Source organism: Maritimibacter sp. UBA3975, from assembly GCF_002384975.1.
Taxonomy (GTDB): Bacteria; Pseudomonadota; Alphaproteobacteria; order Rhodobacterales; family Rhodobacteraceae; genus Maritimibacter.
In genome coordinates, this window is the sequence record NZ_DGCP01000019.1 from 1 (window position 1) to 23,802 (window position 23,802).

Genomic DNA, 23,802 nt, shown 5'->3' on the forward strand with positions numbered 1-23,802 from the left:
GGGGAGGCTGGCCTCCCCCCGCCCGGATCGACCGGGCGCAAGCCCGGGCGACATCACTCCGCGGGCACTAGGGCCGCGTCGCGGCGCGTGACCGACAGCTTGCCCGGCCCGAACGCCACGACCATCAGCATCCCGCCCGCGATGGTGACGTTCTTCATGAACGAGATCACCTGCGCCTGCGCGGCCATCGCGTCTTCCATCCCGAAGGACGGCACGAGGTGGAAGAGCAGCCCGGACACGATCGAGAAGCCCGCGAGCAGGAAGGCCGCCGTGCGGGCCTGCCAGCCCAGGAGAAGGGCGATGCCGCCGCCCACTTCAACGAGGATGGCGAGGGGGAGGAGCCACGGGGCCACGCCCATCGCCTCCATGTAGCCCTGCGTGCCGGCATAGCCGGTGATCTTCTGAAGACCCGAGATGATGAACATCGCGGCGAGGAGGACACGCGCCAGCGGCGCGGCGTAAGAAAGGGTCTGTGCGTTCATTGTCTTCATCCTGTGTTTGAGGCCCATAAAGGCGATGGACCCGTCATGCGTCATCGCGACGATACGCACCATCCGACATTTTCAAGCAGGTTATGTGCGCATGGGAACAGGTTGATCCGCGCCCCGGCTGGGGGTATGCGCGGGCCATGAGCGAGACGAGACACAAGAGCGGCGCGCCGTGGCGCAATTTCTACGGCCGGTTCAAGGCCAAGGGCCTGCGCGGCAGCCAGCAGGCCTATCTGGACGAAGATCTGCCGCACCTCTCCTCCGGTCCGGTGGACTGGGAAGAAAACCCCGACCGCACGCCACTCGACCTCGCCGCGCTGTTCGGCGAGCGTGATGTCTGGCTGGAGGTCGGCTTCGGCGGGGGCGAACACCTCGTCCACCAGGCCGAGGCGAACCCGGATGTGGGCCTCATCGGCTGCGAGCCGTTCATCAACGGCGTCGCGATGCTCCTGGGCAAACTGCGCCAGTCCGATGCCACCAACGTCCGGGTGCATCCCGGCGATGCGCGCGATCTGTTCGACGTGCTCCCTGACGGCTCGATCTCCAAGGCGTTCCTGCTCTACCCTGACCCTTGGCCCAAGGCCCGCCACCACCGCCGTCGGTTCGTCACGCCCGAACATCTGGAGCCGCTCCACCGCGTGCTCAAGCCGGGGGCCGAGTTCCGGGTGGCGACCGACATTCCCGACTATGTGCGCCAGACGCTCGAAGAAGTGCCGAAGGCCGGGTTCGACTGGCTGGCCGAGCGGCCCGGCGACTGGCGCGAGCCCTGGGACGACTGGCTGTCCACCCGCTACGAACAAAAGGCGCTGCGCGAGGGGCGGGTGCCCCATTACCTCACGTTCCGCCGCGTCTGAGCCGCTTGCCGCAAACGGCGTGGACGGGTCCGGGCGGGTGCGCTATCAGCCCGTGAACCCAAGTTGGAGAGCTCCATGTCCGGACACGGTGACCCTATTCCCATGACCAGCCACGCCTCCGGTCCGTTGACCGGCACGGCGCAGGTGCCGGGCGACAAGTCGATCAGTCACCGCTCGCTGCTCCTTGGCGCGATGGCCGTGGGCGAGACGCAGATCTCCGGGCTTCTTGAGGGCGAGGACGTGCTCGCCACCGCCGCCGCGATGCGCGCCTTCGGCGCCGACGTCGAGCGGCTAGGCGACGGGGCGTGGCGCGTGCATGGATTTGGCGTCGGCGGCTTCGCCGAGCCGGAGGACGTGATCGACTGCGGCAATGCCGGGACCGGCGTCCGGCTCATCATGGGCTGCATGGCGACCTCGCCGATCACCGCGACCTTCACCGGCGACGCCTCGCTCCGCTCGCGCCCCATGGGCCGTGTGACCGACCCGCTCGCGCTGTTCGGCGCGCAAAGCTTCGGGCGCACCGGCGGGCGGCTTCCGATGACGGTAGTCGGTGCGCGAAACCCGGTGCCGGTGCGTTACCGCACCCCGATGGCCTCGGCGCAGGTGAAATCCGCCGTGCTGCTCGCAGGTCTCAACGCACCCGGCGAAACCGTTGTGATCGAGGCCGAGGCGACGCGCGACCACACCGAGCGGATGCTGGCGGGGTTCGGCGCTGCGCTGTCGGTCGAAGATACCGACGAGGGCCGCGTCATCACGCTCACCGGCCAGCCGGAGCTGAAACCGCAGACCATTGCCGTGCCGCGCGACCCTTCCTCGGCGGCGTTCCCGGTCTGCGCCGCTTTGATTGTTCCCGGCTCGGACGTGCTGGTCCCGAACATCGGCCTGAACCCGACCCGCGCGGGGCTGTTCGCCACGCTGATCGAGATGGGCGCGGACCTGACCTATGAGAACATGCGCGAGGAGGGCGGCGAACCGGTCGCCGACCTGCGCGCGCGCTTTTCGCCCGACATGAAGGGCATCCGTGTGCCCGAGGACCGCGCGGCCTCCATGATCGACGAATACCCGGTTCTCTCCGTCGTTGCTGCCTTCGCCACCGGCAAGACCGAGATGGTCGGCGTCAAGGAACTGCGCGTGAAGGAAAGCGACCGGATCGACGCGATGGCGCGGGGGCTTGAGGCCAACGGGATCACCGTCGAGGAGGGCGAGGATTACATGACTGTTCATGGCATGGGGCCAGACGGCGTGCCGGGGGGCGGCACCGCAGCCGCGCGGCTCGACCACAGGATCGCGATGAGCTTCATGGTCCTGGGTTTCGGCGCGCAAAACCCGGTGAGCATCGACGACGGTGAGCCCATCGCCACGTCCTTTCCGATCTTCGAGCCGCTCATGGCGGGCCTCGGGGCACAGATCTCGCGCACGGGCGACTAAGCCCCATTGCGAAGATCATGCTGTGCGCCGGGCGTGTCGCTGCTATCGTGATCCGAACGGGGAATGGTGGAGGCGACGGGATGACGCGCAGAATGGTGTTCTGGGGACTGCTGGCGGTGACGCTGGTGGTCTATGTCCTCCTCGTGGCGGTCGTCGGCCCGCCGATGATGGCGCTTGCGAATGGCGCAGCGATCCCGGATCTGCGCGCCACCGGCTACGACACCGCAGACCTGACCACGCTTCTCACCACTGCCGATCCGGGCTTTCCGGACGCCTATGCAAAGGTCTCGCGCAGTTGGGACCGGGCGGTGCCGATCCTGTTTGCGCTTTCTTTCGGCTACGGCCTCTGGATCGCCGGTGGGGTCTGGCGCGTTCTGGCGGTGGTGCCGGTCCTCATGGGGGCTGCCGACCTTGCAGAGAATACGCTGGTGACGCGGCTGCTCCTCGTCGGTCCCGAGGGACTCGACCCTGCGGTCGTGGCCTGGGCCAGCACGTTTACCCTGGCGAAATGGGGCCTGTTGCCGGTCTCGATCTTGCTCCTCGTCGCGAGTTTCTTCAAAAGGCGACCAGAGACGAGCGAGGTATAGCAACTTGGGGTTCACAGTCGCCATCGACGGACCTGCCGCGGCGGGCAAGGGCACGATATCGCGCGCGGTCGCGGCGCATTTCGGCTTTGCGCATCTGGATACGGGGCTGATCTACCGCGCGGTGGGCAAGCGGGTGCTCGACGGCGAAGAGCCGCTGGACGTGGCGCGGTCGCTGAGCGCCGAGGACCTCGACGCGCTGGGCCTGCGCACCCCGCAGGTAGCTCAGGCGGCGAGCCGCGTGGCGGTTGAGGCGGATGTGCGCGAGGCGCTCGTAGATTTCCAGCGTGCCTTCGCGATGCGCGATGGCGGCGCGGTTCTGGACGGGCGCGACATCGGGACCGTGATCTGCCCGGAAGCACCCGCAAAGCTGTTCGTCACCGCCAGCCCCGAGGTTCGTGCCGTGCGGCGCCACAAGGAGTTGCTCGAAACGGGCCATGACGCGGGCTACGACAGCGTGCTGGCGGACGTCCGGGCGCGGGACGAGCGGGATCGGACCCGTGCGACTGCCCCGCTCAAACCGGCGGATGATGCCGTGACCATCGACACCAGCCATATGTCCATCGACGAGGCGGTCGCGGCCGCCATCGCCGTCGTGACCAAGGCGCGCGGCTGAGGGCTTCGCCCGGCTGCGCCGGGCGACCCGGGCGGGGGCGCTGCCCCCGCACCCCCGAAGTATTTGGAGAACAGAGAAGGGGGGGCCGTCAGGACCCTCTGCTGAGACGCGTGAAGACGCGGCGGAACGGGTGCATCCGGGTCGTGGGCCGGCGGACGCCCGGATCATAGCCGAATGTTTCAAAATCCCTTTGGTAGAGGGCCGCGATCGCGTCGACGCCGCGTTGTGACAGGTCGCGGGTCGTCACGCCGGACCCGCTCGCATTGCGGTGGGGCAGGGAGGCGGCGAACCGGGCGTTGGACTGGACCTCGGGCCAGACCGTTGCGAGGTCTTCCAGCCGGATGATCCTGTCGGGCAGGATCGCGCCCTCCGCAGTCGTGACGAAGTCGGTTTGCGGGCGCACGAAATGATACTTGCCGGGGTTGCCGTGCTTTGAGGCCTCGTAGGCCGGGGCGAGCGCGAATTGCTCTGGCAGCCAGTCGTGCACGAACGCGTCGAGCGTCGCGACCGGGGCAAGGTGGTTGAACAGCGACATGGCGCGGGCGACGGGATCGCGCACCACGGCGAAGGTGAAATAGTCGCGCCACATTTCGGGCGTCACGAAGTGGTGGCGGGTGTAGTCCGCCGCGCTCAGGTGGGCGAGCCGGGGCGGACCGGCGCCGCCCGGCAGGTTGCGACCGAGGACGAGCGGCGCGCGCTGCGCCCATGTGAGGCCGAGGTCATCGAGAAACGCTTGCTCGACGCTCTGGCCGCCGCATTTCGGGATATGGACGAAGATCGTCCGGTGGTGGTGCGAGATCACCTCGCCCCCTCGAGCCGCGCGCGGATCATCGGTTCATAGGCCCGCCAGCCCTGTGCCATTGCCGGGTCGATGCCTTGGCGCACCTGCCATTTGGACAGGGTCGGCATCGCGCCGCCGGCCCGTTCTGGCGCGGCGCAGGCCGCGTCCCAGCTAAGGCCGAGGGCGGCGAGGATCGGGGTCAGCACCTGTTCCGGGTGGGCGGTCAGCCGGTCGAGCGAGACCTCGTGCCACGCCTCTCCGGCCCGCTCGCGTCCGAGGGCGCACAGGTTGAGGTGGCGGTCGTACTGCGCGGTCAGGTCGGCCCAGTCATAGCTGTAGCGGTGCCCCTCGCGGAAGTCATTTTTGTAGCAAGACCAACAGGTTGCGAGCCTGTCGCGGCGCATATGCAGAATCAGCGCGTCGGGAAAGAGCATCGGGATCGCCCAGGCGAACAGGTAGTTCTCGGGCATCTTGTCGACGAAAATCCCCGCCTCCGGCACCCCGTCGAGATAGCGGGCGCGGGCGGTTTCGAGCCGGGCCTGGTCAATCCCGTCGAGGAAGGCGAGGTGGGGGTTCGCGCCGGTCTGCCGCCGCTCCAGCGCGGGGCCGAGGGCGACACGTTCGCCGAGGTTGGTGATCGCGGGATGCGCCCCCAGCATCTGCGCGATGAGCGAGGTGCCGGAGCGGGGCATTCCGAGGACGAAGATCATGCGCGGGCCTTGGGCGTTCAGGCGGATATCGGGGGCCGCGCGGACCGCCGTGATGAGCCGGTGGGTCAGGGCCGTTATCGCCGGGGTGTCGAAGGTGGCGCCCTTTGTTTCATTGGCCTCAAGCACGACCTCAAAGGTCTCCGCATGGCGTCCGAGATCGTCTAACGCCTTGGCGCGCATGAACAAAAGCTGGGCGCGTAAGGGGGGCGCGAGGCCCGGTTGGCGGGCGTAGGACTCGATCCTTTCAAGGACGGCATCGTGCGCTGCGAAACGGGTGCCATAGGTATAGGTCCACAGGCCCGCGAGGCATCCGGGGTCGATGGCGAAGGCCGCGTCGAGGGCCGCGTGCATGTCGTCGAACCGGCCCGCGTTGAGCGCGGTTTCCGCGCGGGCGAGAAGCGGTCTGAGGGTGTCGGGCGTGTCGGTCATCGGCGTTCCATCGGGGCGCAGTCTGCCCGCAAACGGCGCGCCTTGGGAAGCCCCGGACAGGGGCAGGGACCGGCAAAATCCGGCGTATGACTCCTGTGCACATCGTGTGCACACAGTGTACATACGATTTGTCATACGCGCCCGGCGCGGGTGCGGACGGCCAAAGACCGCCCGCGGGGGCGGCTGCGCGCGCGGGTTCACCCTTGCCAAAAGCGCCCATGGCGCATATACGCGCGCCCAGACAGGCGTTAAGCCGCAGCCGAAGAGCGAGCAGGGTCGGGCAACCGGCCCTCTTTGTTTTGCGGGTCCTGTCGCGAAACCCATGAAAGACCCGCGGAGACAACCGTGCGGCCCGAATAGAACTGTAAAGGACTAGACACCGCTTATGAGCGCCAATGCATCTATGGAGGAATTCGAGGCCCTCCTTAACGAAAGCCTCGAAATGGACACCCCGGACGAAGGTTCGGTTGTCAAAGGCAAGGTCATCGCCGTCGAAGCCGGCCAAGCCATCATCGACGTCGGCTACAAGATGGAAGGCCGCGTCGACCTCAAGGAATTCGCAAACCCTGGTGAAGCGCCCGACATTTCCGTCGGCGACGAAGTCGAGGTTTACCTGCGTGCTGCCGAAAACGCCCGTGGCGAAGCCGTCATCTCGCGCGAGATGGCCCGCCGCGAAGAAGCCTGGGACCGCCTGGAAAAAGCCTATGCCGACGAGAACCGCGTCGAGGGCGCGATCTTCGGTCGTGTCAAAGGCGGCTTCACCGTCGATCTCGGCGGCGCCGTGGCGTTCCTGCCCGGCTCGCAGGTCGATGTGCGCCCCGTGCGCGACGCTGGCCCTCTGATGGGTCTCAAGCAGCCGTTCCAGATCCTCAAGATGGACCGTCGCCGTGGCAACATCGTTGTCTCGCGTCGTGCGATCCTTGAAGAGAGCCGCGCCGAGCAGCGTGCCGAAGTCATCGGCAAGCTGACCGAGGGCGACACCGTGGAAGGCGTGGTCAAGAACATCACCGAGTACGGCGCATTCGTCGACCTCGGCGGCGTCGATGGCCTGCTGCACGTCACCGACATGGCCTGGCGCCGTGTGAACCACCCGTCCGAGATCCTCTCGATCGGCGAGACGATCAACGTCCAGGTCATCAAGATCAACAAAGAGACGCACCGCATCTCGCTCGGCATGAAGCAGCTTCAGGAAGATCCGTGGGATCTGGTCGCTGCCAAGTACCCGCTCGAGTCGGTCCACAAGGGCCGCGTCACGAACATCACCGATTACGGTGCGTTTGTGGAGCTGGAGCCTGGTGTCGAAGGCCTCGTCCACGTCTCGGAAATGTCGTGGACCAAGAAGAACGTCCATCCGGGCAAGATCGTGTCCACCTCGCAAGAGGTCGAGGTCATGGTTCTCGAGATCGACCAGGCGAAGCGTCGCGTTTCGCTGGGTCTCAAGCAGACCATGCGCAACCCGTGGGAAGTGTTTGCAGAAACGCACCCCGAGGGCACGCAGGTCGAAGGCGAAGTCAAGAACATCACCGAATTCGGTCTGTTCATCGGCCTCGACAACGACATCGACGGCATGGTTCACCTGTCGGACATCTCGTGGGACCAGCGTGGCGAAGAAGCCATCCAACAGTTCCACAAGGGCGACGTGGTCAAAGCCGTCGTTACCGAAGTGGACACGGACAAAGAGCGTATCTCGCTCTCGATCAAGTCGCTCGACGGTGATCCGTTCGCCGAAGCGGTGGGCGGCGTGAAGCGCGGCCAGATCATCACCGTGACCGTGTCGGCCATCGAGGACGGCGGGATCGAAGTGGAATACGAAGGCATGAAGTCCTTCATCCGCCGCTCCGACCTGTCGCGTGACCGTGCCGAGCAGCGCCCCGAGCGCTTCCAGGTCGGTGACCACCTTGATGTGCGCGTGACCAACGTCGACAGCAAGTCGCGTCGTCTGGGCCTGTCGATCAAGGCCCGCGAGATCGCCGAAGAGAAAGAAGCCGTGGAACAGTTCGGTTCGTCCGACTCCGGTGCTTCGCTCGGCGACATCCTCGGCGCTGCGCTCAAGAAGGACGACGAATAAGTCGTCTCGCCTGAAGCTGCAGAGATTGGAAACGGCCCCGGAGCGATCCGGGGCCGTTTTCGTTTGGGTCAGGGCGCGGTGTGATGCTTCAGGGTGAACCCTTCATCCGGTGACGGCGGATCGAAATGGGCGAGAAGCCGGTCGAACTGAGCCTCGGTCAGGGTGAAGGGATGCGCCCCTTGCCGATTGCGTGCCATCGCTCGGTCGCGGGCCACCTCATCGGCAACGTCGAGCACGTGCATGATGTGACTTGCATCGGTGTCCCGGACAATGCGCCGCATCCATCGCCGCGTCTCACGCGTGTTCGCCGGGAAATCCAGCACCACCGACACTCCGGCTGAGAGAAGCGTCACGCAGTGGGGCGCGATGATGCCGCGCAGGCGTTCCGCACAGGCGACGTAATCGGCCAGCGTGGTCATCTGGTCGCCGTAAAGCGCCGACAGCCATGCGTCCTCGGACAGGACGATGGTCCGGGGCGCGTTGCCCAAACGGGCGGCAAGGGTGGATTTACCGGAAGCGGCTTTGCCGCAAAGGAAATGCAGCATGGGGAATGCGGATGTCATGGAAGACCTCGACTGGTTGGAAATGCGAACACGGCGACGCGTACCCGGCCCTGTGATCAGGCCGGGGCGGTAATTCGCAGGGCGGCAGGCACCCGTTCGTTTATGATACCAGTCATGTGGGAGCTATAGCGTGAAGCCGGGACCGGGCGCAACGATAAGGGCGGGGCGGGCCGAAAGCGATGGATGTCCCTTATCGGCCCGCGCGGCCCTGAGCCGCGACGCGGCGGAGCGGTTCTGCACCCCCTGACCGCCCCCGAATCATCGGGTGCTAACATTGGCCCTCGCGTGCTGCGTGCGCGTATTTTTGGCGCCAGAGCTGCCTAACAGACGGGTTTTACATGAAAAACCCGGCAGATTGCCGCCATATTTCCCGGCGACCACCAGCCAAGCCTGTTTCCGCAAGCCGAGTTTCCCCCTATAGTCAGGGCACTAGAGGCGTGCTGCCAACAAACGCCACACAGTCCTTCGGGGGGGATGACGGGATGATCCGGTCGGAGCTCATTCAGAAGATCGCGGACGAGAATCCGCATCTCTACCAGCGTGATGTCGAGCGCATCGTGAACACCATCTTCGAAGAGGTGATCGAGGCGATGGCGCGGGGCGACCGGGTCGAGTTGCGCGGTTTCGGCGCCTTTTCCGTCAAGCAGCGGGATGCCAGAGTGGGGCGGAACCCGCGCACGGGTGAATCGGTTGATGTGGAAGAGAAGCACGTGCCTTTCTTCAAGACCGGCAAGCTTCTGCGCGACCGTCTGAACGGGAACTGAAAGGCTCTCACCCATGCGATACATTCGCTACGCGTTTCTCGCTGCGCTGGCCGTGGTGCTTATCACCGTCGCCCTGGCCAACCGCAACATCGTCGAACTGCGCATCCTGCCGACCGAGATGGCCGGGTTCCTTGGCTGGAGCTGGACCGTGAACCTGCCGCTGTTCGTCGTGATCTTCATGGCGATTATCGCGGGCGTGATGATCGGCTTCGTCTGGGAATGGTTCCGCGAGCACAAGATCCGGGCCGAAGGGCGCCGCGCCAAGTCCGCCGCCGTCAAGCTCGCGAGCGAGGTTCAGGACCTCAAGCGTGAGAAGGCCGGTCCGCGCGACGAGGTGCTGGCGCTTCTGGAGGACGGGCGGTAAGCACACCGCCATGAGTGACATCCGAGTGAAAATCTGCGGGCTGCGCGAGCCCGGGCATGTGGCGGCCGCCGTCGAGGCGGGGGCGCGTTACGTGGGTTTCGTGTTCTTTCCGAAATCGCCGCGCAACGTGGACGTCGCGACCGCCGCCGCGCTGGCCGCCGAAGTGCCGCCGGGCGTGGCGAAGGTCGCGCTCGTCGTGAACGCGGACGACGCGCTGCTGGACGAGATCACGGCGCGGGTGCCGCTCGACATGCTGCAGCTTCACGGGGGCGAGACACCGGAACGGGTGGCGGAAATCCGTTCGCGCTACGGCCTTCCGGTGATGAAGGCGGTGGGGATCGCGGAGGCTGCGGACCTTGCGCGGATCGACGATTACGCGGGCGTGGCCGATCAGATCCTCGTGGATGCCAAGCCGCCGAAGGAGGCGGAGCTTCCCGGCGGCAACGGGCTCGCCTTCGACTGGCGGCTGTTGCAGGGGCGGCACTGGACGGTGCCGTGGATGCTGGCCGGAGGGCTGACGCCGGAGAACGTGGCGCTGGCCGCGAAGCTCACGGGCGCGCGGCAGGTGGACGTGTCGTCCGGTGTCGAAAGCGCGCCGGGGGAGAAGGACGCGGAGCGGATCGCCGCGTTCCTCAAGGCCGCCCTGTGAACATCGTCTTTCGTGCAGCGCGGCCTGACGATGTGGCGGCGGTTATGGAGCTCCTGATGGAAGACCGCGCGCCGGGATCGCCGGAGCCGGTGGAGGCCGATCCGGTCGCGCAGTACCTTGCCATGATCGCGGACGGGACCACGCAGCTGGTCGTCGGGCTGGACGGGGGTGCGGTCGTTGCCTGTTACCAACTCAGCATCCTGCATCTCGTTTCGCCGTCCACACCGATCCGGGCGCAGGTGGAATCGGTGCGGGTGCGGTCGGACTTGCGGGGGCAGGGGATCGGGGCCGCGCTGATGGCGGATGCCGAGGACCGGGCGCGGGCGGCGGGGGCGGTGCTGATGCAGTTCACCTCGAACGCCGCGCGGACGGATGCGCATCGGTTCTATGAGCGCCTCGGGTTCGATGCGACCCATGCGGGGTTCAAGAAACCTCTGGAGCCACGTTAACCGGGGATTCACCGCGACTCGGCCATGGTTAATCCATGACAGATCTCATCCCGCCGCAGAGCCCCGACACATGGCTGTCCGCAGCCTTTTCCTCCACCACAGCCACCTCCGGCGGCGTCATCAAGCGCCGTCTGAGCGATATCGACCGCATCGTCGGCCGGGACAGGTTCCTGGGAGAAGTGCGTGAGCGCGGGTTTCAGGCGATCGAGAACGGCGACACGATCATCGTGTTCTGCAACCACGCGCCGGTGAAGCTCGCCGCCCCACGCGCCGTCGCGCTGCACGGGTAGGTCGGGGGCGCGGTCGGACCGCGCCCCGCCTTGGTTCACTGGCAGGCGAACCCGTCGCCGTCCGCCCGCGCGACTTGCGGATAGAGGCAAAGGGGACGGGTTTCGCCGCGCACGGCCTCCGGCGCTTCCGCGTTGTCTTCGCGGACGGTCGCGGTGACCGGGCCGGGGGCTTTGCCATTCTCGACCCAATCGGTCAGGACCGTGAGCAGGTCGAAGGCGTCCGGCGCGGGGCCACCCTGACCGTGCTGCATCCCCGGCACGGGGTAGAGGACGACGTGTTCGCGCACGTTGTCCACGTTCTCCGACAGGCGGTCATACCATCCCGTCGTGTCGTTGAAGGAAAACACCGGGTCGGCGGTCCCGTGGAAGATTACCATCTTGCCGCCGGATGCGACGAAGTCGGCCAGCATGGGGTCGTCCATGTCCGGGGGCGTCATGACCTCGACCGCGCTTTCCGGGAAGTCCTCGGACGTCGCGGTGACGCGGGCGGCCTGTTCGTCGAAGTCGTAGCTGGTCAGGAAGTCCTGCAACGCGGGCGGGCTGCCCGCCACTTCGGTCGGCGGGGTCGAAAAGACCTGCGCGAGAGAGCCTGCGCCCATCACGGCGATCAGAGGCTGGTTTTCCCACGGCGGAATCGGGCTTTCGAGTTTCCAGAACCGCCAGCCGCCCGAGGCGATGCCGGGATCCCAGGGCCAATCGCTGTAGAGCGCATCGCCCGTGCTGGTTTTCGGGCCGCCGTGGATGGCGATGAGCGCCTCGACCTTTTCAGACGGCAGGCAGTCGCTGTTTTGCCCGTCGGTGCAAGCCATGCTCTTCGGGTCGAACGTGTCCTGGCACCCCATCGGGTCGAGCACGAGCCCATCCTCGGCCCCGTCGAGCGCGTCGCAGGCTTCGGTGATCGACGCGCCGACAAGGTTCATTTCCTCGCGCGAGAAGGATTGCGGCAGCGTCTCGCCGACGCGGAGGAAATTCTGCACGTCCCAGGCGTGCTGGATCGCCGCGCGCGGCAGGTTGAAGCCGGGGTAGCCCGCGAGCAGGCCGTCGAAGGTGTCGCCCATCCGGCTGGCCGCCACCATCGCATGACGCCCGCCGTTGGAGGAGCCGAGGCCGTAACGGTATTCGATCTCGCCATCGTAATAGGCAGTGGTCAGGGCTTCGGCGGCCCGTTGCACCTGCGGCACGGCGGCGTAGCCGTAGTTGCGGCGTGCTTCGAATTCCATGCCGAAGACGTTGCCGCCCGCGAGGCCTGCATCGGGGTTTGCCTCGCCGTCATGGCCCGCGTCGGACGAGACGACCGCCATGCCACGGGCAAGGGCCCCGTCGCCGGGGGCAAGCCCGGTGATCGCGCCGAGCGCGGGGACCACGGCCCCGTCGTTACCGCCGTTGAACTGATGCACGATGGCGCCGTCCCAGTCGTCGGGCAAGCGCAGCTCGAACCGGATGGCATAATCCTTGCCGTCCGTGCCGGTGCGCTCGGCCATCGTCGCCTGCACGATGCAGTGATCGAGGGGGCTTTCTTCGCCCATCGGGGCATAGGTTGCGGAAGTGAACGTGACGCCCTCGACCGAGAGGTCGGCGGCTGCGTCGCACATCTCCGGCGACGCGGTCGCGGCGAACGGCACAAGGGCCAGCACCGCCGCGCTGGTGAAGTAGTGTTTCATGGTGTCCTCCCTTAGACGCCCCGATCTAAGCGCAGAATCAATTTACTTTCCAAGGAAAATAATTCGACCCGGCGGGCGGCGCGCGACTTCTTGCGTCGGGTCCGGGCAGGCACTAGGAACAATCAACGCATCCGGAGGGCAAAATGGCCGACGATCTTTTCAATTCCTTCATGAACGGGCCTGACGAAAAAGGCCGGTTCGGCGATTTCGGTGGGCGTTTCGTGTCCGAGACGTTGATGCCGCTGATCCTCGAACTCGAGGAGCAGTACGAGAACGCGAAGACCGATCAGAGCTTCTGGGACGAGATGGATTTCCTGTGGAAGCACTATGTCGGCCGCCCCTCGCCGCTCTATTTCGCCGCACGGCTGACCGAGGAGCTTGGCGGGGCCAAGATCTATCTCAAGCGGGACGAGCTGAACCACACCGGCGCGCACAAGATCAACAATGTGCTGGGCCAGATCATCCTTGCGCGCCGCATGGGCAAGACGCGGATCATCGCCGAAACCGGCGCGGGCCAGCATGGCGTGGCGACCGCGACGGTCTGTGCCAAGTTCGGGCTGAAGTGCATCGTCTATATGGGGGCGCATGATGTCGAGCGGCAGGCGCCCAACGTGTTCCGCATGAAGCTGCTGGGTGCCGACGTGGTGCCGGTGACGAGCGGGCGCGGCACGCTCAAGGACGCAATGAACGACGCGCTGCGCGACTGGGTGACCAACGTGCGCGACACGTTCTACTGCATCGGCACGGTGGCGGGGCCGCACCCCTATCCGGCGATGGTCCGCGATTTCCAGGCGATCATCGGGCAGGAGGCCAAGCGCCAGATCCAGGAGGCCGAGGGCCGGCTTCCCGACACGATCATCGCCGCGATCGGCGGCGGGTCCAACGCGATGGGCCTCTTCTATCCGTTCCTCGACGACAAGGACGTGAACATCATCGGCGTCGAGGCCGGGGGCAAGGGTGTGGACGACAAGATGGAGCACTGTGCCTCGCTCACCGGCGGGCGTCCGGGCGTGCTGCATGGCAACCGCACCTATCTGCTTCAGGATGACGACGGCCAGATCCTTGAAGGTCATTCGATTTCGGCGGGGCTGGATTATCCGGGCATCGGGCCGGAGCATTCGTGGCTGCACGACATCGGGCGGGCGCAGTATGTGTCGGCCACCGATCAGGATGCGCTGGACGGGTTCCAGCTTCTGTGCCGAACCGAGGGGATCATCCCCGCGCTGGAGCCGAGCCATGCTCTGGGCCATGTGATGAAGATCGCGGGGGACCTGCCCAAGGATCATATCATGATCATGAACCTGTGCGGGCGGGGCGATAAGGACATCTTCACGGTGGCCAAGGCGCTGGGCACCGACATGTCCGGTCTGGCCACCGGCTGATTGGTCCGGCCATAAACCTGAGTTTATTGGCATCTGCACCGGGGTTGCGCGGCGGCGGGTAAACCCGGTGCGTATGGTGCGCGGTCCCTTTTCGATCCCAGTCTCCTCCCAGTCGCCACGATCAGGCGGCGGAGGAGATTGCGAAAAAGGAACGCATCATGAAATTCAACTTTGCAGGCATGGCCGCTGCCGCGATCGTCGCAGCGACCGGGGCGAGCGCCGCCCCGCAGGACACGATCAACGAGATCGTCCAGGGACTCGCGGGTGAGGGGTTCACCCGCGTCGAGATCATGAACCGCCCCAACAGCATCAAGATCGAAGCGCATGGTCCGAACGGGTCGGTGGAACGGGTCTATGACGGCAACGGCGCGGTCCTGCGCGAACGGGTGCGCGCGGGTGACTTTGGCATGAGCACCGGCGCCCGCGAGCGTGACCGGTCCGGGGACGACCGCCGCATGACGGCGGGCCGTTCGGATGACGATGGGCCCGGCCATGATCGTTATGACGATGGGCCTGACCATGACCGCTATGACGATCACGGCAACGATGATCACGAGCGCAGCGCGCGCAACGAGTCCGCTGAGCGCAACCAGGCCGAACGTCACGATCAGTCGCGGGACCGCGACCATGAGCGGGACCACGATAGCGATCGTGAGCATCGCGGGGGGCATGACGACGACTGACCCTGCGACAATGGCACGCTCTTTCCGTGATTGTCCCACATGGTGAGAGCGTGTCAGTCTGCATCAGGAGGATATCGATTGAGGCGATTTTTGATCCTGTCGGTCTGGCTCGTGCTGGCCGCGCGGCCGGCGCTGGCCGATGTCGATCTGGACACCGTCACGCGCACGCTTTCGGCGCAGGGGTTCACCCGGATGGAGGTCTCGACCACCTTGCTGGGCCGCCTGCGCGTTGTCGCGACGTCGGACGACTTCGTGCGCGAGATCGTGTTCAACGCGAGCACGGGCGAGATCCTGCGGGATTACTGGCAGAAGCGGAGCGGGCGGTCGGGCGGACAAACCACGGGACTGCTCAACCCCGGCTTCGGCTCTGATCGGGCTGCCGGACCACGCGACGGGTCCAACGCGGGAAGTTCGGTGCCGGGTGTCACGACGGGCAGCGCGGATAACAGCGGTCGCTCGGACGACGACGGGGGTGAGCGTGAAGATCACGACAGCCCGGACCGCGGGGACGACGACTGATGCAGGGGCGCAGGCGCTTGGCACAGGACCGCGTCCTGATCGGGCTGGCGCTGGCGTTACAGGCCGTCTGCGCAGGGTTCTTCATTTCGGACATCCTGTCGTCTCGGATCGGGATACGGACCCAGCCGATACCGTGGCAACTGCGCGAGTTCATCGAGATCGGGGCGGCGACCGGCCTGTTGATCGGGTTCTGCCTCGGGCTCGTGGCGATGACGCGGGTCCGGCGCAATCACCGGCTTGCCGAGGACAAGCTGCGGGAGGCGACAACGGCCTTCCTCGACCTCGTGTCGCAGCGCTTCGACGCTTGGGCCCTGACGCCGGCCGAGCGGGACGTCGCGCTATTTTCCATCAAGGGAATGACGACGGCGGAGATCGCGGCGCTGCGGGGCACCTCGGAAGGGACGGTGAAGGCGCAGTCGAACGCGATTTACCGGAAGGCGGGGGTGAGCGGTCGGGCGCAGTTGCTCTCGGACCTCATCGAGGCGTTGCTGGACGACCAGACGATGCAGGCGGTCGCGCCGGACGTTGTGCCGCCCGTGGTGCAGGACAAAGGCATCATCGCGCACCGGCCATGATGCCGTGGGTTATCTCTGCAAAATCACTTGAGCGCGTCTGCACCGGGTCCATGCGGGGCCTCGAGCGCCGTCTTCGGATCGACCGCATCGTCCTTGGCTTCGCTTGTGGCAAGGTCGCCTTCGGCCAGCGCGTCGCTGAGGCGCGGTTGCGCGGCGGCGTAAACATCTTCGCCGGTCTTCACCTCTGCGGGCCCGTCGGAGATGAGCATGCCGTTGGCATCTAGAATCAGCATCCGCCCCTCGCGCCCGTTGTGGGCCGAAAAGCTCATCGTGCCGCTCTCGTCCTGATCCACCTGGATCACGTCATAGCCGTCTGCGACAAGTTGGGTGAGGCCTTGCTGATAGACGGTTTCGTTCAGTTCGACATCTTCGGCCTGCCCGAAAGCGGCAAAGGCGGCGAGAGCTGCGATTGCGGAGAATGCGGTCAACTTGCGTTTCATGGTGCGTCTCCCGAAGAGCGCGCCGACCGGGCGTTGCGCGGGGTCGGGGCGGCTCGGGAAACCAACCCCCGAAGCCTCGATTTGTTCCGGAAATCAGGCATTTAATCGGTCGGACGCAAAAAGTGGCGCCGGAAAACCGGCGCCACCTTGTTTACGGAATGACCCGTGCCTTAGCTGTCGCCGGAGGCGGAGATGCCAAGGCCGATATTGGTGTTGAGGCCAAGCGACCCGCTGTCGTTGCCATCATCACCTTCAGCCGAGAGGCCGACGTCAGCGCCGACATTCGCGTCGAGCGAACCCGAGCTGTCGCCGTCGTCGCCTTCGCCGGAGAGGCCGACGTTCGCGCCGACACCGGCGTTCACGGAGCCGGAGCTGTCGCCGTCGTCACCTTCACCGGAGATCCCGACGTTGACGCCGGTCCCGACGTTGGCCGAAGCCGATCCGTCACCGTCATCACCTTCGGCGTCGATGCCGATATTGGTGTCAGAGCCGACGTTCGCGGAAAAGCTGCCCGAGTCGTCGCCATCGTCCGACATGGTTTCCACGCCGAGTTGCGTGCCGGTTCCGGCGGTCGCGGAGAGCGAACCGTCGCCGTCGTCACCTTCGGCGTCGAGCATGGCCGAGGCGTTCAGGTCGGTCATCGTGTCCGACACGATCTCGCCGTCGTCATCCATGATGAGGATGCGGCCGTTGGTGTTGTTGGACGCCATGAAGGTCAGCATGCCGTCGCTGTCCTGGCGCACGGTGTCGACATTGTAGCCGTCGTTGCGCAGCTCGGTCGTACCCATCGCATAGACTTCCTGGTTCAGTTCGGCCTGGGCCGAGTCCTGAGCGAATGCGGTGGCCGCCGGCGTCGCGGCGATCAGGGCGATTGCGGTCATGGTAGCAAAGCGGTTCATAACAGACTCCTAACTCTTAGTGGTACGGCACCCCCTGGATGCCTCCCCCAACCTGCCGGAGCCAAATCGCATAGACCGTCATCGGTCGTATGAGGGCGCCGCCCGTTGGAGGCTGTGACCGGACAACAGGCGCCGGGTTGTGGAAGTTCCCGTCTCATTTGCGAAAAAATGGCCTGCGGAGATCACGAGGTTTTTTGTGAAACTTTGCGCACAGTTCATCGTGCCAATCGCCGCGTCCTTGAAACACACAGGAGTCAGCTCTGCGCGTGAGCCATCACTTCCCGCGATTTCCGCGTGTGGGTCCGAAAAAAAATTTTCGAAAAAAATGTCGGATCAGACCGCGTAGAGCTCCATCACCCGCAGCGGCACCACCTCCAGCGCGCGTCCGTGGGTCGCCTCGAGCCGGATATTCGGCGCGCAGCCTTCGTCATGGGCCTGCAGGAACCGCGCCGCGCAGAGGCACCACTGGTCCCCCGGTTTCAGGCCCGGGAAGCTGAATTCCGGGCGCGGGGTCGACAGGTCGTTGCCCACGTATTTGGAATAGGCGAGGAATTCGGCGGTCATCACCGCGCAGACGGTATGGTTGCCCCGGTCGGCGTCGCAGGTATTGCAGTAGCCGTCGCGGAAATACCCCGTGCGCGGCTCGTCGGAGCACAAAAGGAGCGTGCCGCCCAGCACGTTGATCGGCTCAATCGGTTCGGGCTTCATGGGCTTTCTCCGTGATCGCGCGCAACATGGCGATATTGTCGGCCATGACCCCGTCCCGCGTAAAGTCCCGGTTGGCCGAGTTCATGGCGATGACGACGTTTTGCTCCCGGTCGATCCAGATGTACTGGCCGTAGACGCCGATGGCGAAGACCTCGCCCGCGCGGGCATTGGCGGGGAGCCACCACTGGAAGCCATAGCCGGTGTCGGCGGGCGACTCCCCTGCGGGCGCGGTGGCCTCGGTCGAGCGGTCGATCCAGTCGGAGGGCACAATCTGCTGCCCCTGCCACATGCCGCCTTGCGCGATCATCTGGCCGAAGCGGGCGTAGTCGCGGGTGGGCATGTTCAGTCCGCCGAGGACGAAGGCGTTGCCGTCGCCGTCCGAAAGGTAATAGGGATCGGCCTCGAGCCCGAGGGGCTGCACGATCTTGTCTTCGAGCAGCGGCGGGATGCGTTCGCCGGTGGCGGCGCGGATCACCATGCCGAGCACATGGGTATCCATCGAGACGTAATACCATTCCTCGCCCGGTGCCGTCCGGCTGTCCTCCAGGTCGAGGGTGAAGTCGTCGAGCGAGCCGCCAAGCGCGATCACGCGGCCCATGCGGTTAATGTCGGACCAGAAGTCCAGGTAATCCTCGTCAAACTCCACACCCGAGGCCATGTTCGCCACGTTGCGGATCGTCGCGCCGTCATAGGCGGTGCCGGCCAGTTCGGGGACGTATTTCGTGACCGGGTCGTCCATCGAGTCGATGGCGCCTTCGTCGATGACGATGCCCAGCAGCGCCGAGAGCCAGCTTTTCGCGACCGACCACGAAATGCGGCGGTCGTCGGCGTCGGTGCCGAGGAAATAGTCCTCATAGACGATCTCGCCCTCTGAGAGGACCACGAGCGCCGTCACGGCGCGGTCCTCGATCCACTCGCTCGCGCGGGGCGGGAGGTCGATCGGCTCGCCCTCGGGCAGGGGGGAGACCGGGCCGTCGCCGCGCGACATCGGGACGGTTTTGAACAGTTCGTCCATGTTCGAGAAGTTCGAGACGATCCGATCCTCGTCGAACAGGGTCTGGACGGCCATGAGGCGGCCCAGCTCCTCACGCCGGATGATGCCGAACAGGGCTGCGAGCGCGATGATCGCGATCAGGATATAGGCGATGTGTCTCATGGGGGTCCTCCTCGCGGTGACTATGGGGTCACTCCGGGGTCCAGTCCAGCCAGCGCCCGTGGAAATCCACGCGGCCCATGCGCCGGACCTCGCCGCCGGGCCATGTGGTGAGCGTGATCGCCGCGCCGGGGCCGTCGTCGTCGGCCTCCATCGACAGGCGCGCGATGGGGGCGTCCTCGGTGGCCGCGGCGCCGGCTGCCGCGAAGGCGGTTTCGCAGGCGGCTTTGGTCGCGGGCGGGAAGTATTGCCAGGCGATGGTGTGGAACACGAGGTGGATGTGGCCCGGACGCTTGATCGCCACGCGGATGGGGAGGAAGGACATCGCGTCGCTCTGGTCGACCTGCGCGTCATAGGCGGCGATGGCCGCGCGGGTGCGTTCGATCCGCTCGGGCTGGTCGGCCCAGAGGTAGGAGAGCAGGCGGCGTTCGTCGTCCGGGTCGGTGACGTCCATCGGGGCCACGTCGATGCCGCGCCGGTCGGAGACCGCGATGGTCGCGTCGGGCGGGCAGGGGCCGGTCCATTCGGGGGTCAGCGTCACCGCCGGGTCGGCAGGGCCGCGATAGCCGCAGGGCAGGTCGAGCGCGTAGCGGTCCCACATCAGGTTAAGGCCCGCGCTCGCGCCCAGTTCGGTCAGCACGAAGGGCAGGCCGTAACGGTCGGCAAGCCAGTGGCCCGCCGCGATCATCACGGCGGAGCGGCGCACTTCGTTCGTCTGGGGCGGCAGGGCGAGGTAGGTGAGCAGCGTCTCGGCCCCGACGGTGAGCGCATGGGCCAGCGCGGCATCGAGCGTGGCGTCGTCCGGGGCCGGGTTGGGCGGGTAGCAGGCGGCAAGTCCCGCGTCCTCGCCCGAGAGCACGAGTGCGTGCAGGCCGCCGAGGAGGCGCAGGGGGACCGACTGGCCGGACGGGCCGAAATCGCCGGTGAAGGCCAGCATCCGGTCCATGACCGGCGTGCCGGGCGCGATCTGGTCGGCCACCCGGCGCAGGACGCGGGCGGTGAAGGGGGAGTCCAGCGCCTCGTTGCTTTTGGCCTGCTCGCGGAAGGCGGTCGCGAGGGTCAACGGAACTTGTCCGCGAGTTTTTGCAGGGGCGAGCGGGTGTCCTCCGGCGCGGGCGGCTCCTCCGTCCTGGCGGGCTGCGCGTCCGATTCTGCGGGGGCCGTTGGCTTGGGCGCGGGCTTTTCGGCCTTCGGCTTCTGCCCGCCGGTGCGCAGGGCGACGGCATTGGTGAACTTGGCGTTGTCATCGTCGACAAGGTGTTCGGCCCCGTCGGAAATCCCGCGCATCAGGTCGTCGAGCCACTTGTGCTCCTGCTTGGCGAAGTCGGACAGAACATAGGGCGAGACCTTGTCCTTGTGGCCCGGATGCCCGACGCCGAGGCGCACGCGCCCGTAGTGCGGGCCGATGTGCTGGTGGATCGAGCGCAGGCCGTTGTGGCCCGCGTGGCCGCCGCCAAGCTTGAGCTTCACCTTGAACGGGGGCAGGTCGAGCTCGTCGTGGAACACGGTCACGTCGGTCGAGTCGAGCTTGTAAAAGCGCATCGCCTCGCCGACCGACTGGCCGGAGAGGTTCATGAAAGTCTCGGGCTTGAGCAGGATCACCTTCTCGCCCGCGAGGACCCCTTCGCTCACCTGACCCTGGAATTTCGAGCGCCACGGCGCGAACCCGTGATCCGCCTGGATCTGGTCCACGGCCATGAAGCCGATGTTGTGGCGGTTGCCCGCGTATTTGGTGCCCGGATTGCCGAGGCCGACAAAGAGTTTCATTCTGTTCGCTCGCTGGACTTTCCTCCAGCGCCTTCTAGGATTGGCCGCAAAACTAGGCGAGCGACGGACGCTTGCCAAGGGATGGGCAGGACGGACACGGGCATGGCGAGTTTCACGCTGAAAGACATCAAGTTGCGGGTGCCGGGCAAGGCGCTCACCGCGCCTCTGCGCAAGGCGCTGGAAGACGGGCGCTATGAGTGGAACGAGGCCGCGGCCGTGGAGCGCCACGTCAAGGCGGGGGACCGGGTGCTCGATATCGGGGCGGGGGCCGGATACATCTCGATCCTCGCGGGGCGCAAGGCCGGGCCGGGGAACGTGGTCGCGGTCGAGGGCAATTCGGTGATGATGGAGGCCCTGCGGGAGAACCTCGACGCCAACGGTGCCTCCGCGACAACGCTGTTGCACGGGGCCGTGGTGGCCGACAGTTATGACGAGGAGTCGGTGCTGTTCGCGGCGCGCGATGCGTTCTGGTCGTCCTCCATCGCCGACGAGAACACGCGGCCCGACCGGATCGTCGAGGTGCCCGCGCTGAAGCTCTCGGCCCTTCTGGAAGAACACCGGCCCACGGTCGTTTCGATGGACGTGGAGGGGGGCGAACTGGAGCTGTGCCAGCAGCCCTGGCCGGACTGCGTCAGGTTGGTCGTCATGGAGATCCACACGGCGCTCTACCCGCCGTCGGGCGTGAAGGCGATTTTTGACGGAATGTCGAAAAACAACATGACACTCATGCCGTGGGGCACGCGGGGCGAGGTTATCGTGCTGCAAAGGTGCGATAAATGAAAACGGGGCCCCGAAGGGCCCCGTGTCACCATCCGGTATCGGACAGGATTATTCTTCGCCTTCCACGGTCTCGGCTTTCTGCTCGATGACCTCGGTTTCCGGCGTCTCTTCGTCCTCGTCGTCGGCGGCGCGCAGGCCCGACGGGGCCGAGATGTTGGCGATGACGAAATCACGCTCGACGGTGACCTTGGAGCCTTCCGGCAGGGTCACGTCGGAGATGTGAATCACGTCGCCGATTTCGCGGCCGGCCAGATCCACTTCGATCTTCTCGGGGATGTCACCGGCGAGAACGTCGAGTTCCACTTCCGGACGCACGGCGACGAGCACGCCGCCCTTCTTGATGCCGGGCGCGGTTTCTTCGTTCACGAAGTCGACCGGGATGAAGAGCTTGATGCGCGAGGTGCGCTTCAGGCGCAGGAAGTCGACGTGGGTCGGCAGGTCCTTGACCACGTCACGCTGCACGTTACGGCAGATGACACGGACATCCTCCTGGCCTTCGACCTTGAGGTTGAACAGCGTCGACAGGAAACGGCCCGCCTTGAGCCGCGCCAGAAGCACGTTGAAGGGGATGTTGATCGGGAGCGGATCGAGCTCACCGCCACCATATACGATACCAGGTACGTTGCCTTCGCGGCGAGCTTGACGAGCGGCCCCCTTGCCTGTCCCCGTCCGTACCGTGGCGTGAAAGTCAGGAATTTCACCAGCCATGGGTTTTCTCCAAATTTTTAAGGTCCACGACGTTCCTCCAAGGGTGCAACGCCGCATGAAGCCGCGCGTATAGACGGGAATCGTGAACAGGGGAAGGGAAAAGTGCATCGCTTGCGCCCCCTGCGGATCGGGGCTATCGCGCTTGCGCGAACAGGAGCCGACATGACGCGATTGGAACAGCTTGCGGTGGTGCGCGGACCGACGCTCGTGCTTATGGCGACGGGGGTCTACTGGGGCGCGCTGGCGGGGATGATGCCGGACATCAAGGTGGCGGTCGGGGCCTCGGACGGGCTGATGGGCGCGCTGCTCATGGTGCCCGCGAGCGCCTCGGTGCTGGCGATGTGGGCCGCGCCGTGGCTGGGCGAGAAGGTGGGCGGGACGATCCTGCCGATCAGCGGGCTGATGATCGCGGCGGGGCTTTTGCTCTACCTCATGGTGGGGTCCGTGCCGACGCTGGCGGTCGCGATCTTCCTCGGCGGTTTCGCGGTGGCGTTTTCCGACATGACCGCGAATGTGCGCATCGCGGCCTACGAGGCACGGCGCGACGTGCATCTGATGAATTTCGCCCATGCCGCCTATTCCCTGTCCTTCGCGATCACGGCGATCATCGTCGCGGTGCTGCGCACCGGGGGTTGGGACTTCCGGTCGATCTCGGTCGTGCTGGCCGCCATCGCGCTGGTCTATGTCCTGATCGGCTGGGACGCGCGCGATCCGGGCGGGGCGCAGGACGAGAGCCGGGCCGGGCGCAGGCCGCCGCGGGTCGTGGTCCTGCTTGCCGGTCTCGTCCTGTTCGCCTCCTTCGTGGTCGAGAACGCGTCGGAGGCGTGGACCGCGCTTCATATCGAGCGCACCTTCGGCGCCTTGCAGGGGACCGGGAGCTTTGGCCCCGCGACCTTCGGCTTCGTGATGTTCGCGGGGCGGCTGTTCGGTCAGGCGCTGGCGCGCAGGCTCGGGGCGGAGCGGCTGATCCTGTCGTCGGCCTCGCTCGCCGTGATCGGGGCCTTCGTGATCGCGCTGGCGGTCAATGTGGGGCAGGTCCACGCGGGCGTGGTGCTGATGGCGATGGGGGTTGCGGTCATCGTGCCGTCGACCAATTCGATCATTGCGCGCAAGGTGTCGGACGCGGCGCGGCCCCGGGCGATTTCGCGTGCCTGGATGCTGGGGCTTCTGGGCTTTTTCGCGGGGCCTGCGCTGATGGGGCTTTTTGCCGAGTTCGGATCGCTGCGCGTATCCTTCGCCGCCATCGGCGTGATCTCGGCCCTCATCATCCCCGCCATCATCGCGCTTGGGCGACGCTGAGGCTGTGAAACGGTGCGGGCTGACGCCCGCGCTGGATGTGCGCCGCCCCGCGCTGCGCGCGGGCCGTCGCGGCGGGCGCGTTTGCCCGGTCGTGCGCAGGGATGGGTAGGGCGGGAATGTGCTGGGGAGGCGCTTGAGGGGGCGGTGCGCCCCTCAAGACGCCAGAACAAGGGTGTGGCGAGTCGCCGGCG

The 23,802-nt window shown here is 66.2% G+C and carries 28 protein-coding genes; 16 read left to right on the top strand and 12 right to left on the bottom strand.

Going from position 1 to position 23,802, the window contains the following annotated elements; translation table 11 throughout:
- Positions 1 to 53 precede the first annotated feature (53 nt).
- Entirely contained in the window at positions 54 to 554 is a 501-nt protein-coding gene (locus tag B2585_RS20205) for a DoxX family protein (RefSeq protein ID WP_292025818.1), read from the bottom strand.
- A gap of 74 nt (positions 555 to 628) precedes the next feature.
- Between B2585_RS20205 and trmB the strand changes: the two genes are divergently transcribed.
- The 4 genes from trmB (at position 629) to B2585_RS20225 (ending at position 3,970) form a co-directional block, all read left to right on the top strand.
- Positions 629 to 1,342, top strand: a complete 714-nt coding sequence (gene trmB / locus B2585_RS20210) for a tRNA (guanine(46)-N(7))-methyltransferase TrmB (protein WP_292025820.1) — start codon at positions 629 to 631, stop codon at positions 1,340 to 1,342.
- Between the two features lie 75 nt (positions 1,343 to 1,417).
- Positions 1,418 to 2,770, top strand: coding sequence for a 3-phosphoshikimate 1-carboxyvinyltransferase (aroA, locus tag B2585_RS20215; RefSeq protein WP_292025821.1), 1,353 nt, complete (start codon positions 1,418 to 1,420; stop codon positions 2,768 to 2,770).
- A gap of 80 nt (positions 2,771 to 2,850) precedes the next feature.
- Complete coding sequence (locus tag B2585_RS20220) at positions 2,851 to 3,357, top strand: hypothetical protein (RefSeq protein ID WP_292025822.1); 507 nt, start codon at positions 2,851 to 2,853, stop codon at positions 3,355 to 3,357.
- 4 nt (positions 3,358 to 3,361) lie between these two features.
- The gene (locus B2585_RS20225) at positions 3,362 to 3,970 is read left to right on the top strand and encodes a (d)CMP kinase (protein ID WP_292025823.1); all 609 of its coding nucleotides are present in this window, start codon (positions 3,362 to 3,364) and stop codon (positions 3,968 to 3,970) included.
- Between the two features lie 88 nt (positions 3,971 to 4,058).
- Here B2585_RS20225 and B2585_RS20230 read toward each other — a convergent pair whose 3' ends face one another.
- A complete protein-coding gene (locus B2585_RS20230) occupies positions 4,059 to 4,772 on the bottom strand; it encodes a sulfotransferase family 2 domain-containing protein (RefSeq protein ID WP_292025824.1) in 714 nt (237 codons plus the stop codon).
- Entirely contained in the window at positions 4,769 to 5,890 is a 1,122-nt protein-coding gene (locus B2585_RS20235; RefSeq protein ID WP_292025825.1) for a sulfotransferase family protein, read from the bottom strand. Before B2585_RS20235 ends, B2585_RS20230 begins: the two co-directional genes overlap by 4 nt.
- Positions 5,891 to 6,275: 385 nt before the next feature.
- Between B2585_RS20235 and rpsA the strand changes: the two genes are divergently transcribed.
- Positions 6,276 to 7,958: a 30S ribosomal protein S1 gene (rpsA, locus tag B2585_RS20240; protein ID WP_292025826.1), complete on the top strand. Its 1,683-nt coding sequence runs from the start codon at positions 6,276 to 6,278 to the stop codon at positions 7,956 to 7,958.
- Positions 7,959 to 8,026: 68 nt separating this feature from the next.
- Here the strand turns inward: rpsA and B2585_RS20245 are convergent, their stop codons facing one another.
- Positions 8,027 to 8,521: an AAA family ATPase gene (locus B2585_RS20245; protein ID WP_292025829.1), complete on the bottom strand. Its 495-nt coding sequence runs from the start codon at positions 8,519 to 8,521 to the stop codon at positions 8,027 to 8,029.
- Between the two features lie 482 nt (positions 8,522 to 9,003).
- Between B2585_RS20245 and ihfB the strand changes: the two genes are divergently transcribed.
- The 5 genes from ihfB to B2585_RS20270 are packed head-to-tail and all read left to right on the top strand — an operon-like array spanning position 9,004 to position 11,037.
- The gene (gene ihfB / locus B2585_RS20250) at positions 9,004 to 9,285 is read left to right on the top strand and encodes an integration host factor subunit beta (RefSeq protein ID WP_292025831.1); all 282 of its coding nucleotides are present in this window, start codon (positions 9,004 to 9,006) and stop codon (positions 9,283 to 9,285) included.
- 13 nt (positions 9,286 to 9,298) lie between these two features.
- A complete protein-coding gene (locus B2585_RS20255) occupies positions 9,299 to 9,649 on the top strand; it encodes a LapA family protein (protein ID WP_292025833.1) in 351 nt (116 codons plus the stop codon).
- A 10-nt stretch (positions 9,650 to 9,659) separates the two neighbouring features.
- On the top strand, positions 9,660 to 10,298 hold the full coding sequence (locus B2585_RS20260; RefSeq protein ID WP_292025834.1) for a phosphoribosylanthranilate isomerase: 639 nt from the start codon (positions 9,660 to 9,662) through the stop codon (positions 10,296 to 10,298).
- Between the two features lie 56 nt (positions 10,299 to 10,354).
- Entirely contained in the window at positions 10,355 to 10,747 is a 393-nt protein-coding gene (locus B2585_RS20265) for a GNAT family N-acetyltransferase (RefSeq protein ID WP_292025836.1), read from the top strand.
- Positions 10,748 to 10,782: 35 nt separating this feature from the next.
- Positions 10,783 to 11,037, top strand: a complete 255-nt coding sequence (locus B2585_RS20270; protein WP_292025837.1) for an N-(5'-phosphoribosyl)anthranilate isomerase — start codon at positions 10,783 to 10,785, stop codon at positions 11,035 to 11,037.
- A gap of 35 nt (positions 11,038 to 11,072) precedes the next feature.
- Here B2585_RS20270 and B2585_RS20275 read toward each other — a convergent pair whose 3' ends face one another.
- Positions 11,073 to 12,698 (bottom strand): tannase/feruloyl esterase family alpha/beta hydrolase, encoded by a 1,626-nt coding sequence (locus tag B2585_RS20275; protein WP_292025839.1) that lies wholly within the window; start codon positions 12,696 to 12,698, stop codon positions 11,073 to 11,075.
- 143 nt (positions 12,699 to 12,841) lie between these two features.
- On the opposite strand from B2585_RS20275, the gene trpB reads away from it, so the two are divergent.
- From trpB to B2585_RS20295, 4 genes are all read left to right on the top strand, one after another.
- Positions 12,842 to 14,080: a tryptophan synthase subunit beta gene (trpB, locus tag B2585_RS20280; protein WP_292025841.1), complete on the top strand. Its 1,239-nt coding sequence runs from the start codon at positions 12,842 to 12,844 to the stop codon at positions 14,078 to 14,080.
- Positions 14,081 to 14,238: 158 nt separating this feature from the next.
- On the top strand, positions 14,239 to 14,763 hold the full coding sequence (locus B2585_RS20285) for a hypothetical protein (protein ID WP_292025843.1): 525 nt from the start codon (positions 14,239 to 14,241) through the stop codon (positions 14,761 to 14,763).
- 78 nt (positions 14,764 to 14,841) lie between these two features.
- The gene (locus B2585_RS20290) at positions 14,842 to 15,282 is read left to right on the top strand and encodes a hypothetical protein (RefSeq protein ID WP_292025844.1); all 441 of its coding nucleotides are present in this window, start codon (positions 14,842 to 14,844) and stop codon (positions 15,280 to 15,282) included.
- A 17-nt stretch (positions 15,283 to 15,299) separates the two neighbouring features.
- Positions 15,300 to 15,857, top strand: coding sequence for a helix-turn-helix transcriptional regulator (locus B2585_RS20295; protein WP_292025847.1), 558 nt, complete (start codon positions 15,300 to 15,302; stop codon positions 15,855 to 15,857).
- A 23-nt stretch (positions 15,858 to 15,880) separates the two neighbouring features.
- Here the strand turns inward: B2585_RS20295 and B2585_RS20300 are convergent, their stop codons facing one another.
- From B2585_RS20300 to pth, 6 genes are all read right to left on the bottom strand, one after another.
- Positions 15,881 to 16,297, bottom strand: coding sequence for a hypothetical protein (locus B2585_RS20300; protein ID WP_292025850.1), 417 nt, complete (start codon positions 16,295 to 16,297; stop codon positions 15,881 to 15,883).
- A gap of 170 nt (positions 16,298 to 16,467) precedes the next feature.
- Entirely contained in the window at positions 16,468 to 17,196 is a 729-nt protein-coding gene (locus B2585_RS20305) for a hypothetical protein (protein ID WP_292025851.1), read from the bottom strand.
- Between the two features lie 333 nt (positions 17,197 to 17,529).
- Entirely contained in the window at positions 17,530 to 17,904 is a 375-nt protein-coding gene (locus tag B2585_RS20310; protein WP_292025853.1) for a DUF2237 family protein, read from the bottom strand.
- A complete protein-coding gene (locus B2585_RS20315) occupies positions 17,885 to 19,060 on the bottom strand; it encodes a serine hydrolase domain-containing protein (protein ID WP_292025857.1) in 1,176 nt (391 codons plus the stop codon). The genes B2585_RS20310 and B2585_RS20315 overlap by 20 nt, the downstream gene beginning before the upstream one ends.
- 28 nt (positions 19,061 to 19,088) lie before the next feature.
- Entirely contained in the window at positions 19,089 to 20,120 is a 1,032-nt protein-coding gene (locus tag B2585_RS20320; RefSeq protein ID WP_292025859.1) for a DUF2332 domain-containing protein, read from the bottom strand.
- A complete protein-coding gene (gene pth / locus B2585_RS20325; protein ID WP_292025860.1) occupies positions 20,117 to 20,824 on the bottom strand; it encodes an aminoacyl-tRNA hydrolase in 708 nt (235 codons plus the stop codon). Before pth ends, B2585_RS20320 begins: the two co-directional genes overlap by 4 nt.
- 81 nt (positions 20,825 to 20,905) lie before the next feature.
- Between pth and B2585_RS20330 the strand changes: the two genes are divergently transcribed.
- The gene (locus tag B2585_RS20330) at positions 20,906 to 21,604 is read left to right on the top strand and encodes an FkbM family methyltransferase (RefSeq protein ID WP_292025862.1); all 699 of its coding nucleotides are present in this window, start codon (positions 20,906 to 20,908) and stop codon (positions 21,602 to 21,604) included.
- A 48-nt stretch (positions 21,605 to 21,652) separates the two neighbouring features.
- Here the strand turns inward: B2585_RS20330 and B2585_RS20335 are convergent, their stop codons facing one another.
- Positions 21,653 to 22,312, bottom strand: a complete 660-nt coding sequence (locus B2585_RS20335) for a 50S ribosomal protein L25/general stress protein Ctc (protein WP_292025863.1) — start codon at positions 22,310 to 22,312, stop codon at positions 21,653 to 21,655.
- Positions 22,313 to 22,474: 162 nt separating this feature from the next.
- Between B2585_RS20335 and B2585_RS20340 the strand changes: the two genes are divergently transcribed.
- Positions 22,475 to 23,611: an MFS transporter gene (locus B2585_RS20340; RefSeq protein ID WP_292025865.1), complete on the top strand. Its 1,137-nt coding sequence runs from the start codon at positions 22,475 to 22,477 to the stop codon at positions 23,609 to 23,611.
- The last annotated feature ends 191 nt before the right edge of the window (positions 23,612 to 23,802 follow it).

What these genes read in the sequence shown, in the direction of transcription:
- B2585_RS20205 (WP_292025818.1), bottom strand. Translation starts at nt 554, where the DNA reads ATGGTGCGTATCGTCGCGATGACGCATGACGGGTCCATCGCCTTTATG.
- trmB (WP_292025820.1), top strand. Translation starts at nt 629, where the DNA reads ATGAGCGAGACGAGACACAAGAGCGGCGCGCCGTGGCGCAATTTCTAC.
- aroA (WP_292025821.1), top strand. Translation starts at nt 1,418, where the DNA reads ATGTCCGGACACGGTGACCCTATTCCCATGACCAGCCACGCCTCCGGT.
- B2585_RS20220 (WP_292025822.1), top strand. Translation starts at nt 2,851, where the DNA reads ATGACGCGCAGAATGGTGTTCTGGGGACTGCTGGCGGTGACGCTGGTG.
- B2585_RS20235 (WP_292025825.1), bottom strand. Translation starts at nt 5,890, where the DNA reads ATGACCGACACGCCCGACACCCTCAGACCGCTTCTCGCCCGCGCGGAA.
- rpsA (WP_292025826.1), top strand. Translation starts at nt 6,276, where the DNA reads ATGAGCGCCAATGCATCTATGGAGGAATTCGAGGCCCTCCTTAACGAA.
- B2585_RS20245 (WP_292025829.1), bottom strand. Translation starts at nt 8,521, where the DNA reads ATGACATCCGCATTCCCCATGCTGCATTTCCTTTGCGGCAAAGCCGCT.
- ihfB (WP_292025831.1), top strand. Translation starts at nt 9,004, where the DNA reads ATGATCCGGTCGGAGCTCATTCAGAAGATCGCGGACGAGAATCCGCAT.
- B2585_RS20255 (WP_292025833.1), top strand. Translation starts at nt 9,299, where the DNA reads ATGCGATACATTCGCTACGCGTTTCTCGCTGCGCTGGCCGTGGTGCTT.
- B2585_RS20260 (WP_292025834.1), top strand. Translation starts at nt 9,660, where the DNA reads ATGAGTGACATCCGAGTGAAAATCTGCGGGCTGCGCGAGCCCGGGCAT.
- B2585_RS20265 (WP_292025836.1), top strand. Translation starts at nt 10,355, where the DNA reads ATGGAAGACCGCGCGCCGGGATCGCCGGAGCCGGTGGAGGCCGATCCG.
- B2585_RS20270 (WP_292025837.1), top strand. Translation starts at nt 10,783, where the DNA reads ATGACAGATCTCATCCCGCCGCAGAGCCCCGACACATGGCTGTCCGCA.
- B2585_RS20275 (WP_292025839.1), bottom strand. Translation starts at nt 12,698, where the DNA reads ATGAAACACTACTTCACCAGCGCGGCGGTGCTGGCCCTTGTGCCGTTC.
- trpB (WP_292025841.1), top strand. Translation starts at nt 12,842, where the DNA reads ATGGCCGACGATCTTTTCAATTCCTTCATGAACGGGCCTGACGAAAAA.
- B2585_RS20285 (WP_292025843.1), top strand. Translation starts at nt 14,239, where the DNA reads ATGAAATTCAACTTTGCAGGCATGGCCGCTGCCGCGATCGTCGCAGCG.
- B2585_RS20300 (WP_292025850.1), bottom strand. Translation starts at nt 16,297, where the DNA reads ATGAAACGCAAGTTGACCGCATTCTCCGCAATCGCAGCTCTCGCCGCC.
- B2585_RS20305 (WP_292025851.1), bottom strand. Translation starts at nt 17,196, where the DNA reads ATGAACCGCTTTGCTACCATGACCGCAATCGCCCTGATCGCCGCGACG.
- B2585_RS20310 (WP_292025853.1), bottom strand. Translation starts at nt 17,904, where the DNA reads ATGAAGCCCGAACCGATTGAGCCGATCAACGTGCTGGGCGGCACGCTC.
- B2585_RS20315 (WP_292025857.1), bottom strand. Translation starts at nt 19,060, where the DNA reads ATGAGACACATCGCCTATATCCTGATCGCGATCATCGCGCTCGCAGCC.
- pth (WP_292025860.1), bottom strand. Translation starts at nt 20,824, where the DNA reads ATGAAACTCTTTGTCGGCCTCGGCAATCCGGGCACCAAATACGCGGGC.
- B2585_RS20330 (WP_292025862.1), top strand. Translation starts at nt 20,906, where the DNA reads ATGGGCAGGACGGACACGGGCATGGCGAGTTTCACGCTGAAAGACATC.
- B2585_RS20335 (WP_292025863.1), bottom strand. Translation starts at nt 22,312, where the DNA reads ATGGCTGGTGAAATTCCTGACTTTCACGCCACGGTACGGACGGGGACA.
- B2585_RS20340 (WP_292025865.1), top strand. Translation starts at nt 22,475, where the DNA reads ATGACGCGATTGGAACAGCTTGCGGTGGTGCGCGGACCGACGCTCGTG.